This window comes from Altererythrobacter sp. MTPC7 (assembly GCF_042851395.1).
GTDB lineage: Bacteria > Pseudomonadota > Alphaproteobacteria > Sphingomonadales > Sphingomonadaceae > CAJXSN01.
In genome coordinates this window covers 16019-26283 of record NZ_BTGS01000009.1, presented here as the reverse complement: position 1 = coordinate 26283, position 10265 = coordinate 16019, and the positions used below count along the sequence as shown (strand labels likewise).

At 64.5% G+C, this 10265-nt stretch carries 11 protein-coding genes; 6 read left to right on the top strand and 5 right to left on the bottom strand.

The features are described from left to right. The first annotated feature begins 55 nt into the window (after positions 1 to 55). From ftsH to ACGHJ7_RS09405, 4 genes are all read left to right on the top strand, one after another. Positions 56 to 2029, top strand: a complete 1974-nt coding sequence (gene ftsH, locus ACGHJ7_RS09420) for an ATP-dependent zinc metalloprotease FtsH (protein ID WP_390476680.1) — start codon at positions 56 to 58, stop codon at positions 2027 to 2029. Positions 2030 to 2061: 32 nt separating this feature from the next. Continuing rightward, on the top strand, positions 2062 to 2337 hold the full coding sequence (locus tag ACGHJ7_RS09415) for a hypothetical protein (protein WP_390476678.1): 276 nt from the start codon (positions 2062 to 2064) through the stop codon (positions 2335 to 2337). Positions 2338 to 2413: 76 nt separating this feature from the next. After that, the gene (locus ACGHJ7_RS09410; protein ID WP_390476676.1) at positions 2414 to 2647 is read left to right on the top strand and encodes a DUF3072 domain-containing protein; all 234 of its coding nucleotides are present in this window, start codon (positions 2414 to 2416) and stop codon (positions 2645 to 2647) included. A gap of 117 nt (positions 2648 to 2764) precedes the next feature. After that, positions 2765 to 3118: a hypothetical protein gene (locus tag ACGHJ7_RS09405; RefSeq protein ID WP_390476674.1), complete on the top strand. Its 354-nt coding sequence runs from the start codon at positions 2765 to 2767 to the stop codon at positions 3116 to 3118. On the opposite strand, the gene ACGHJ7_RS09400 is transcribed toward ACGHJ7_RS09405, so the two are convergent. Then, complete coding sequence (locus ACGHJ7_RS09400) at positions 3115 to 4221, bottom strand: DUF3667 domain-containing protein (RefSeq protein ID WP_390476672.1); 1107 nt, start codon at positions 4219 to 4221, stop codon at positions 3115 to 3117. The two genes, ACGHJ7_RS09405 and ACGHJ7_RS09400, sit on opposite strands and share 4 nt — an antisense overlap. A gap of 9 nt (positions 4222 to 4230) precedes the next feature. Then, on the bottom strand, positions 4231 to 5343 hold the full coding sequence (locus tag ACGHJ7_RS09395; protein WP_390476670.1) for a DUF3667 domain-containing protein: 1113 nt from the start codon (positions 5341 to 5343) through the stop codon (positions 4231 to 4233). Here ACGHJ7_RS09395 and ACGHJ7_RS09390 point away from each other — a divergent pair. Continuing rightward, on the top strand, positions 5300 to 6115 hold the full coding sequence (locus tag ACGHJ7_RS09390; protein ID WP_390476668.1) for a sterol desaturase family protein: 816 nt from the start codon (positions 5300 to 5302) through the stop codon (positions 6113 to 6115). The genes ACGHJ7_RS09395 and ACGHJ7_RS09390 overlap by 44 nt on opposite strands. 3 nt (positions 6116 to 6118) lie before the next feature. Here ACGHJ7_RS09390 and ACGHJ7_RS09385 read toward each other — a convergent pair whose 3' ends face one another. Together ACGHJ7_RS09385 and rpoZ are read right to left on the bottom strand one after the other, a co-directional pair. After that, positions 6119 to 6853 carry a ParA family protein gene (locus ACGHJ7_RS09385; RefSeq protein WP_390476666.1) on the bottom strand — a complete coding sequence of 245 codons (735 nt, stop codon included), beginning with the start codon at positions 6851 to 6853 and terminating at the stop codon, positions 6119 to 6121. A gap of 123 nt (positions 6854 to 6976) precedes the next feature. Further along, positions 6977 to 7321 carry a DNA-directed RNA polymerase subunit omega gene (gene rpoZ / locus ACGHJ7_RS09380; RefSeq protein ID WP_390476664.1) on the bottom strand — a complete coding sequence of 115 codons (345 nt, stop codon included), beginning with the start codon at positions 7319 to 7321 and terminating at the stop codon, positions 6977 to 6979. 146 nt (positions 7322 to 7467) lie between these two features. Here rpoZ and ACGHJ7_RS09375 point away from each other — a divergent pair, with 146 nt between their 5' ends. Further along, on the top strand, positions 7468 to 8673 hold the full coding sequence (locus ACGHJ7_RS09375) for a phosphatidylserine/phosphatidylglycerophosphate/cardiolipin synthase family protein (RefSeq protein ID WP_390476662.1): 1206 nt from the start codon (positions 7468 to 7470) through the stop codon (positions 8671 to 8673). 8 nt (positions 8674 to 8681) lie between these two features. On the opposite strand, the gene ACGHJ7_RS09370 is transcribed toward ACGHJ7_RS09375, so the two are convergent. Then, positions 8682 to 10217, bottom strand: coding sequence for a replicative DNA helicase (locus ACGHJ7_RS09370; protein ID WP_390476660.1), 1536 nt, complete (start codon positions 10215 to 10217; stop codon positions 8682 to 8684). Positions 10218 to 10265: the final 48 nt, after the last annotated feature.

The window sequence follows — 10265 nt, the reverse complement described above, 5'->3', positions numbered from 1 at the left end:
GCCATTCACCCCCGCGCGCCTACATATCGGACATAGGAAAGGTACGCATCCGATCATGAGCGACAATAATCAGCCCGAAGAGCCCGGCCAGGGCGGTCCGAATCCCTGGGTGAAGAGCCTGATGATGTGGGGCGGGATATTCCTCGCGCTGCTGCTCGTCGTGTCGATGTTCGGCAATACGGGCCAGAATACCGGTACGCAGATCGGCTATTCCGACTTCCGCGAGCGCGTGGTCGCGGGCACCGTCGAAGAGGTGCAGATCAGCGAAGACCGGATTACCGGCACGCTGAAGAACGACCAGGCCTTCTCCACGGTCCCCGTCGCCAATGATGCGGAACTGACGCGGCTGCTGGACGAAAACGGCGTGAAGTACTCCGGCACCGCGCCGGAGGAGCCGAACCTGCTGCTCTACATCCTGATCCAGTCGCTGCCCTTCATCCTGATCCTGGGCATCGCATTCTTCGCGCTGCGACAGGTGCAGAAGGGTGGAGGCGCCGGCGGCGCGATGGGCTTCGGCAAGTCGAAGGCCAAGATGCTGACGGAGAAGCAGGGCAAGGTGACCTTTGCCGATGTCGCCGGCATCGACGAGGCACGCGAGGAGCTGGAGGAGATCGTGGAGTTTCTCAAAGACCCCTCGCGCTTCTCCAAGCTGGGCGGCCAGATTCCCAAGGGCGCTCTGCTGGTCGGCTCGCCCGGTACGGGTAAGACGCTGCTGGCCCGCGCCATTGCTGGCGAGGCCGGCGTGCCGTTCTTCACCATTTCCGGTTCAGACTTCGTGGAAATGTTCGTCGGTGTCGGTGCCAGCCGCGTGCGCGACATGTTCGAACAGGCGAAGAAGAACGCGCCCTGCATCGTCTTCATCGACGAGATCGACGCGGTCGGCCGCAGCCGTGGCGGCGGTCTAGGCAATTCGAACGACGAACGCGAGCAGACGCTGAACCAGCTGCTGGTCGAGATGGACGGGTTCGAGGCGAATGAAGGTATCATCATCATCGCGGCGACCAACCGTCCCGACGTGCTGGACCCAGCATTGCTGCGCCCGGGCCGCTTCGACCGCCAGGTCGTGGTGCCGATCCCCGACATCGACGGGCGCGAGAAGATCCTCGCCGTTCACATGAAGAAGGTGCCGCTGGCGCCTGACGTGAACAGCCGCACGATTGCGCGCGGGACACCGGGCTTCTCCGGTGCCGATCTTGCGAACCTCGTCAACGAGGCAGCCCTGCTGGCCGCGCGCCGTAACAAGCGCCTGGTCGCGATGCAGGAATTCGAGGACGCGAAGGACAAGGTCATGATGGGCAGCGAACGCCGCTCCATGGTCATGACCGACGACGAGAAGAAGATGACGGCCTATCACGAGGCGGGCCACGCGCTCGTCTCGCTGAACGAGCCTGCATCGGACCCCATCCACAAGGCGACGATCATTCCGCGCGGCCGTGCGCTGGGTATGGTGATGCGCCTTCCGGAACGGGACAATTACTCTTACCACCGCGACAAGATGCACGCTGACCTCGCCGTGGCGATGGGTGGCCGCGTGGCGGAGGAGATCATCTTCGGCCACGACAAGGTGTCGAGTGGTGCGTCGTCCGACATCCAGTACGCGACCAACCTTGCCCGCAACATGGTCACCAAGTGGGGCATGTCCGAAAAGCTGGGGCCGCTGCAGTATGAGGACCAGCAGGAAGGCTATCTCGGCATGAGCGCGAGCCAGCGGACCATGGGCTCGGACGAGACCAACAAGCTGATCGATGCCGAGATCAAGGAACTGGTCGAAGGCGCTCTGAAACGGGCGACGACGATCCTGACCGATCAGGAAGACAAGCTGCATCTGCTTGCTCAGGCCATGCTGGAATACGAAACGCTGACCGGCGACGAAATCGACCAGCTCCTGGAAAACGGCAAGCTTGACCGGCCCGACGAACCGAAGGGCCCGGCCAAGGTGCGCCCGGTCACCGGCAGCGCCATTCCCAAGGCCGGCAAGCGGTTCGGCAATGGCGGCAATGAAGGCGGTCCTGCCCCTCAGGGCGCGTGAAAGAGCCTGAGAGCTCACAACGGAGAATGACGATGAACCGGACAGTTCTTTCCGCGGTCCTTGGCACCGGATTGCTGGCGGCAGGATGCTCCCAGCAGACCGAGCAGGACGCATCGGAAATGGTCGACCGCGCAGCGCAGGATGCCGAGGCCAATCTGGACGTCGCTGGCGAAGTGATCGAGGAAGGCGCGATCGACGCGGCGGACAGTGTCAGCGAAGGGGCGGCAAACCTGCGCGACAGTCTGGAAGCGGGCGACGAGGAAGAACCCGGCCCCGCACCGGTGCTGGGCGACGATCTGGGTTCCTGATACCGGCCTTCCTCCCGTCGGAGGTTGGGAACAAGTGTAGAACATATGTGTTGATTCCGCAAAAGGAGTAACACTGATGACTGCACCGCAACCGAGCGAACATCCCAAGGCCAACCCGGTATCGAATGCCGAGAAGAAGCCGGAAAACTGGACCACCGGCGACGAGGCGATGACCGGCGCACAGGCCAGCTACCTGAAGACGCTGTCGGAAGAAGCGGGCCAGCCGGATGCCTACGATACCGAACTGACCAAGGCAGAGGCATCGCGCCGGATCGATGCGCTGCAAGGCGAAACGGGGCGGGGCGGGTAACACAGCCCCTCCTTGCCGGAAAGCTGCCGTTCATTGTCCGGCAGGCAGGACCCTCCCGTTGAATTTCGGGAGGGTTTTTCCATGCGCGGCGTCACGGTATTTCTTGGAGCATTGTCTTTGGCGGCCATGCCCGCTGGCCTGTCCGCTGCGCCCGGCGACATGAGCGTGGCGACGTTCCTTACCAAGGCAGAGGCGCTGGAGAAGAAGGGGATGATGGCGATGTTCTCTGCCGACCTCAAGGTTCTGAAGGCGGAAGCGGAGGGCGCCGGGGACGCTTACCGCGCATCGCTCGCCGCCGATCGCAAGGCGGGCCGGACGCCGCATTCCTGTCCTCCGCCCAAGGGTAAGGCATCGATTTCCAGCGACGACATGCTCGCCCACCTGCGCAGCTATCCTGCCAGCAGGCGTCAGGCCATCCCGCTCAAAGCCGCATTCGCCGACCTGATGAAAAAGCGTTATCCCTGCAGCTAGAATGCGCCGAGGATAAGCAGGAGCTGCAGGAACAGCCCCGTCACGATGGTGATGAACACCATGAGGGCCGCCAGCCGCCATGCCGCGCTGAACCTGCCTAGAGCGTACGTGCCGCGTAGCTGCTTGTACATGTGCACCGGCGGGATCAGCAGTCCCGCCATCACCAGCCATCCCGGCGCGACGCCGGCCGCACCGATGACCGACAGCGCAATGAACAGCAGGGTCATGAAGGACAGCGAGTAAGTCACGAAGATGGCGTGGTCGTAAGCCTTGAACCGCCGTTTCCAGAAAAACAGCAGCCACACGAACGGCACGGACAGGGGGATCAGGAGCCAGCTGAACTTGTAACTGTTGGCCTGCAATTTGTACACCATCAGCGACGGGTTCTCGCGCCACTTCTTGAAGATGCCGCTATCTATCGACTCGATGCCGGTCAGATTGGCGGTGATTGAAGACGTCTCGCTGCCATCGACGATCAGGTCGGTCGCGCGGTCGATCGCGTCGACTTCCTCCGATGCGTCCAGCAGCTGCTCTTCCAGCCTGGCGCGCTCCTGCTCCGTCAGGTCCGTGGCGGACAGGCGCTCGGCCAGCGCATCGCGTCTCTGCGTTCGCTGCTCGGCCACCTGCTCTAGGTCGGCGCGCATTCCGTCCTGTGTCCTGATCTGCGTCGGAGCGGTCAGCCCGATCGCCTGGAACACGGCAAACATCAGGAACACGGCGAACAGGAACAGCGCCATGGGCGAGACGAAACGCGCCCGCTCTCCCTCGACATAGCGGCGCGTCAGTTCGCCCGGCTTCAGCACGAGCAGCGGCAGGGTGCGCCAGATCTTGCCGTCGAAATGGAGCGCCCCGTGCAGGAAATCGTGCCAGAACGCGGTCAGCGTGCGGTGCAGGCCCGCCTTCTGTCCGCAATTGCTGCAATAATTGCCGTGCAGAGGCGTGTCGCAATTGGCGCAGGTTCCGGTGCCGAGCCGCGAGGTCACCGTGGCGTGCTGTTCCGGCGGCTTTTTGCCGCCTGGCCCGCCATGATCGGGCTCCAGCGATCCGGCGACGAGGCCTCCGGCCGCGATGGACCCGATTGCGTCGAATTCGTCCGCGCTCATCGGGCCAGCCTAACCCAGAATCCCGGAAATGCTAAGCCCGGTCCCGATCACGCCCAGCACTGCGATCCCGGCCACGATCAGCGCGGCGCCGCGCGCAGCAGACCCCGGCCAGGAAAGGTCGAACGCGCCCCGCACATGCACCGATGTATGGGCGAGCATCAGGATACCGGCCACCGCAATCGCCAGGGAAACGGGCATCCCGGCCCCGACCAGCGCCGTACCCGCCGCCATGACGAGCGCACCGAATGCGAGCGTAAAGGCGAGGAAATGCGCGCGTTCCAGTGAACCCGCCTTGCTGCTTCCGGGCAGCAGCAAGCGCGTCACCGGCAGCAGGGCCGGGATCAGCAGCCAGCCGATCAGCAGGAACAGCGCGGGCAAGGCGGACGCGGCGCGTGCAATCGTGCCGCGCGAACCTGCCATGCCTTCCTGCGGCGAAGGGGCCGGGTTCCACGCCTTTACCGCCTGATCGGCAAAGAACTTGGTGCTGAGGGCCCTCTCGCGCCGTTCCTCCGCCGACAGCTTCGCGCGCGCGGCGCTGCTGTCGTCCTGCAACAGGCCGGGCGTATCGGAACCCTGCTCGGCCTCACCCTCGGCATAGGCATCGAGCGATGACTGCGCGCGGGCCAGTGCCCGGTCTACGGAGCGTTCGTGACTGATCGCGCCATCGCTCCCGCCGGTCATCCACTGGACGCCGTGCAGCACGATCATGGCGAACAGCACCATGGCGAACGGCGAGAGGAACCGGGCGCGCGCACCCGCATTATATGCCCTCGTCAGTGTTCCGGGCGAGGCGACGAGGCCGGTCAGCGTCTCGAAGAACCGGCCGCCGGGCGTCGCTACAGACCCCGCAAAGCGCTTCAACAGGGCCGGGAAGCCCATACCGTCGCGCTGTTCCTGCCCGCAGGCATGGCAGAAGGCGCCGGACAGCGGCGTTTCGCAATTGCGGCAGGTCTCTGCGCCCGGGGTGGTCGGTTCCGGCATGAATGCTCCCGTCTTGGCACGATCGGTATAGACCCGCCCCGCCCCCACGCAATCGGAACGGCTTGCACAGGCGGGAAACGGGCCCGATATCATGGGCATGGAATTCTTCGGGATCAGCGCCCCGATCATGGGCTTCGGCATGATCGCCGCCGCCTTCGCGTTCTTTGCGGCGCTGGAGCTGGCGCGCCCTTTCCGCAAATTCCCGCTTGGCCGCCTGCAGCGGTGGAGGACCAATCTGGGCCTTTACGCCATCGATACGCTGGCCGTGCGGCTGGTGCTGCCGCTCGCCATGGTCGGCGCAGCTGTGTGGGCGCGTGATGCGGGCTGGGGCCTGTTCAACGTCACGCAACTGCCGCCGTGGGCAGAATTCATCGCGGCTATCGTGCTGCTCGACCTCGCGCTCTACATCCAGCATCGGGCCACCCACGAGATCCCCCTGCTGTGGAGGCTGCACAAGGTCCATCATACCGACACCGGCTTCGACATCACCACGGGCGCGCGCTTCCACCCGGCAGAGATCGTGCTGTCCATGGCGTACAAGATGGCGATCGTCGTCGCGCTGGGGGCAGCGCCGCTCGCCGTGTTCGTCTTCGAGATCGGCTTTGCCGTGGCCACGATCTTCACCCACGGCAATTTTCGCCTGCCATCGGGGCTCGAGGCTGCGTGGCGCAGGCTGTTCGTCACCCCCGACATGCACCGCATCCACCACTCCGCCATGATGGATGAAACAAACAGCAATTACGGCACCGTCCTTTCGGGCTGGGACCGGTTGCTCGGCACCTATGTGGGCGCGGCGAGAAAGGGCCAGAACGGCCTGATCATCGGTCTGGAAAGCTATCAGGACGAGCGGCCCGGCCGTCTCGGCTGGAGCCTTCGCCTGCCATTCGCGCGCCGGCGCGCGGGCGAGGAATAGGGCCTATTTCCGCTTTGCCAGCTTGCGCTCTATGGCCGTCCACAGGTGCTGGAACGACCGGGCGGCGGGGCTGCGCGGGGCAAAGGCGCCGACCGGTTGCTGGTGCACCGCACATTGTTCGGCCGCGCTCGCCTGCGGAATGCTGGGCCAGTCGGGGTTTTCTTCCCGTGCCGAGCGATGGAGCGTGCGCCGCAAGTCCAGCATGGACAGCACGGGCAGGATCGGGGGATGGCGCGACGTGTTCGCCTTCACCTCTTCCACCACGCGGTCGAATGCGCGCGCCGAAAGCGGCGATGGCGGCAGCGGCACGATGATGAGGTCGGCGGCGCGCACGACCTGCGCGCTGGTTTCGTTGAGGACCGGCGGACAGTCGAAGATGATCCGCTCGTAATCCTTGCCCAGCTGAGCCGCGATCTTGGCCAGCCGCTTGCGCTTGCCGATATCCATGAACTGGTTTTCCAGCGCGCGGATCGTCTCGTCCGCCGGTAGGACATCCAGCCTGCGATAGCCCGTTGTCCGGATCAGCTTTTCCGGGTCGCGCTCCAGCGCGAACACGCTGGTCGCGACTTTCTTCTTGCGCGGTTCGACGCCGAGCAGAAAACTGGCCCCGCCCGACGCGTCCAGGTCCCACAGCAGGGTGCTGCGGCAGGAAATCTCGGCCGAGCACCAGGCAAGATTGGCCGCCATCGTCGTCTTCCCGACGCCGCCCTTGACGCTGTAGACCGCTACGACTGCCATCGGTGCCTCGCTCTCCCTTGAAAATGGAAGACCCGTGTGGACATGGGCCCGCGCCGTGCCGAGGCACAAAAAAAGGCCGCCCCGTTAAGGGACGGCCTTTCGTGTTGTTCAAAGGACAAGGCCTCAGCCTTCGTAATCGGCCCCGATCGAGGTCGAGCGGGTCGGGGCGGAAGCGGTGATCCGCAGCGCCTCTGCCGACTGGCTGAGCGAACCGATTTCATCGATGTCGTCGTCGTCGTCCGGCAGGATCTTCTGCAGGTTGGTAACGACCGATTCCTTCAGTTCTTTCGGCTTGATGTTCTGTTCCGCGATTTCGCGCAGGGCGACGACGGGATTCTTGTCCCGGTCGCGTTCCAGTGTGAGCTCTGCACCGCCGGAAATGTCGCGCGCGCGCTGAGCTGCGAGCAGGACGAGATCGAAACGGTTGGGGATCTTGTCGACACAATCTTCGACGGTAACGCGCGCCATGCAGGGGCCCTTGCAAACAGGTATTGAAATTTCGGGGTTGACGCCGGATACGCCCCGGGGGCCGTAGAGTCAAGGAAATCGCGCTCCTTGCCCGGTGCGGGGCGGCTATCTTGCCGGGGCGGGGCCGCCGCCCTAGGGATGCCCGGATGACCGATGCCCTTCCGCAAGACACCACAGGCGCGGCACCGCCGGTTCCACCGGAGGAATATTCCGATCCGCCCAGCTTTTCCGCCTCGGTCGACGGGCTGGACCTGTGGCTCTATCCGCGGGGCGGGGAACGGCTGGAGGCCCTGCTGGCACTGGTCGAAGGCGCGAAGCGCTCGCTCAAACTCTGCTTCTATATCTTCGCGGAGGACGATGTGGGCAAGCGCATGCGCAGCGCTCTGACACAGGCGGCGAAACGCGGGGTCAAGGCCACGCTGATCGTGGACGGCTTCGGGGCGGAAGCCGATGCGAGGTTCTTCCGCGATTTCACTGCGGCCGGCGGGGATTTCCGCGTTTTCTCGTCACGCGCATCGCTGCGATACCTCATCCGCAACCACCAGAAGATCGCGCTGGCCGACGATGCGCGCGCGATTGTCGGCGGTTTCAATATCGCCGACGACTATTTCGCGCCGCCGACAGACAATGGCTGGAACGACCTTGCCGTGTGGCTGGAGGGGCGGGCCGTTTCGCCGCTGGTCGACTGGTACGACAACCTGCTGGAATGGACCGATTCCGACGGAGTGGAATGGAAGCATGTCCGCCACGCCGTGCGCGAGTGGGATGCGGGTGCAGGGGCTGTCCGATGGCTGATGGGCGGCCCGACACGCAAGCTGTCGAGCTGGGCGCGCACGGTCGGCCGCGACCTGGAGAACGGCCGCCGTCTCGACCTGATGATGGCCTATTTCTCCCCGCCGAAACGGCTGCTGAGGAAAATCGGCAAGATTGCGCAGCGGGGGCAGGCGAACCTCGTGATGGCGGGCAAGTCCGACAACGCTGCCACCATCGGCGCCTCGCGCTCCCTTTATGATTACCTGCTGCACAAGGGCGCGGACGTCTACGAATTCGACGCCTGCAAGATGCATACGAAGCTGCTGGTGCTGGACGATGCCGTTTACCTTGGCAGCGCCAATTTCGACATGCGCAGCCTTTATATCAATCTCGAGATCGTCCTTCGGGTGGAGGACGCGGCCTTTGCCGACCGGATGCGCGAATTTATCGCCAGCCACCTCCCGGCCTCGCTCGACGTGACCCCGCAGGTGCATCGCAGGCGCAACACGTTGTGGAACAGGATCCGCTGGAATTTCAGCTGGTTCCTGGTCGGGGTGATGGATTACACGGTCAGCCGGCGGCTCAATCTCGGGCTGTAGCCAGCGCGCTATTCGTAGCCGTAATCGCTGTAATCCTTCATGTTGGGGGACGAGAACTTCGTGATCTCGGGCTGGAAATGCAGCGGGACATTGCCGGTCGAACCATGGCGCTGCTTGGCCACGATCAAGGTCGCGCGGTTTTTCAGTTCCAGGTAGCGTTCTTCCCAGATCGCGTATTTTTCCGCGATGTCGGGGCTGGAATTCTCGTTCGGCATGTCGGGGCGCAGGGCCTCGTGGTAATAGTCGCCGCGGAAGATGAACCAGACCATGTCGGCGTCCTGCTCGATCGAGCCGGATTCGCGAAGGTCGGACAGCATCGGGCGCTTGTCCTCGCGCTGTTCGACCGCACGGCTCAGCTGGGACAGCGCGATGACCGGCACGGCCAGTTCCTTCGCCAGGGTCTTCAGGCCGCGACTGATTTCGGAGATTTCGTTGACGCGGCTGTCCTGGCTGCGCTTGGACCCCTGCATCAGCTGCAGGTAATCGACCACGATCAGCCCGATATCCTGCTTGCGCTTCAGCCGCCGCGCGCGGGTCCGCAGGCCGGAGACGGACAGCGCGGGCGTATCGTCGATATAGAGCGGCAGTTCCGCCAGCCGCTGGCTGGCATGGGCGAGCTTCTGGAATTCTTCCCGCTTCATCGTACCCGAACGCAGCGCCTCGGACGAGATTTCCGCCTGTTCGGCCAGGATACGCGTGGCCAGCTGGTCGGCGCTCATTTCCAGGCTGAAGAAGGCGACCGGCGCGCCCTGGTTCACATCGCCGCCGTCCTGCATGAACTTCAGGTGTTCTTCGGCGCAATTGAAAGCGATATTGGTGGCGAGCGAGGTCTTGCCCATGCCCGGGCGCCCGGCAAGGATGATGAGGTCGGAATCGTGCAGGCCAGCGGTCTTGTCGTCAAGCGAGGCGAGGCCGGACGTCTTGCCCGACACGCCGCCGCCGGAATTCATGGCGGTTTCGGCCAGTTTGAGCGCGGTCAGGGCTGCGGAGCGGAAGGTCGATGCCTCGTTCCCGGTCGCCGCCCCTTCCGCCACCGCGAAGAGCGAGGCCTCCGCCTCCTCGATCTGGCGCATCGGCTCGACCGTCTCGCTGGTATCCAGCGCGCCTTCGACGAGATCGCGGCCCACCGTCACCAGTTCGCGCAGCAGGGCAAGGTCGTAAATCTGGTCGGCCAGGTCGCGCGGGGCGAGCAGGCCCTGGCCGTCCGCCGTCAACTGCGCAAGGTAGGTCGTCCCGCCCAGTTCCGACAATGCCTCGTCCCCTTCGAAATAGGGTTTGAGCGTCACCGGGCTGGCCGTCGCGTTCCGGTCGATCAGCGACAGTACGCGTTCGTAGATGCGGGCATGGATCGGGGCGTAGAAGTGCTGCGGGGCGATGGGCGTCTGCAAATCCTCGATCACCCGATTGTCGATCAGCACCGCGCCAAGGAACGCGGCCTCGGCCTCGATATTCGATGGCAGGCTGCGGCCCGATTCGCCCTCTTTCGCGCCACTATCGGCGGGAGTCGGCGCATCGGATCGGATCATGAGGTCTTGGTCTGCCATGGCCAGCGGTTTGGCCGCGCGGGCGGGTAGGCGCAAGGGCACTTCGGC

What these genes read in the sequence shown, in the direction of transcription:
- ftsH (WP_390476680.1), top strand. Translation starts at nt 56, where the DNA reads ATGAGCGACAATAATCAGCCCGAAGAGCCCGGCCAGGGCGGTCCGAAT.
- ACGHJ7_RS09415 (WP_390476678.1), top strand. Translation starts at nt 2,062, where the DNA reads ATGAACCGGACAGTTCTTTCCGCGGTCCTTGGCACCGGATTGCTGGCG.
- ACGHJ7_RS09410 (WP_390476676.1), top strand. Translation starts at nt 2,414, where the DNA reads ATGACTGCACCGCAACCGAGCGAACATCCCAAGGCCAACCCGGTATCG.
- ACGHJ7_RS09400 (WP_390476672.1), bottom strand. Translation starts at nt 4,221, where the DNA reads ATGAGCGCGGACGAATTCGACGCAATCGGGTCCATCGCGGCCGGAGGC.
- ACGHJ7_RS09390 (WP_390476668.1), top strand. Translation starts at nt 5,300, where the DNA reads ATGGAATTCTTCGGGATCAGCGCCCCGATCATGGGCTTCGGCATGATC.
- ACGHJ7_RS09395 (WP_390476670.1), bottom strand. Translation starts at nt 5,343, where the DNA reads ATGCCGAAGCCCATGATCGGGGCGCTGATCCCGAAGAATTCCATGCCC.
- ACGHJ7_RS09385 (WP_390476666.1), bottom strand. Translation starts at nt 6,853, where the DNA reads ATGGCAGTCGTAGCGGTCTACAGCGTCAAGGGCGGCGTCGGGAAGACG.
- rpoZ (WP_390476664.1), bottom strand. Translation starts at nt 7,321, where the DNA reads ATGGCGCGCGTTACCGTCGAAGATTGTGTCGACAAGATCCCCAACCGT.
- ACGHJ7_RS09375 (WP_390476662.1), top strand. Translation starts at nt 7,468, where the DNA reads ATGACCGATGCCCTTCCGCAAGACACCACAGGCGCGGCACCGCCGGTT.
- ACGHJ7_RS09370 (WP_390476660.1), bottom strand. Translation starts at nt 10,217, where the DNA reads ATGGCAGACCAAGACCTCATGATCCGATCCGATGCGCCGACTCCCGCC.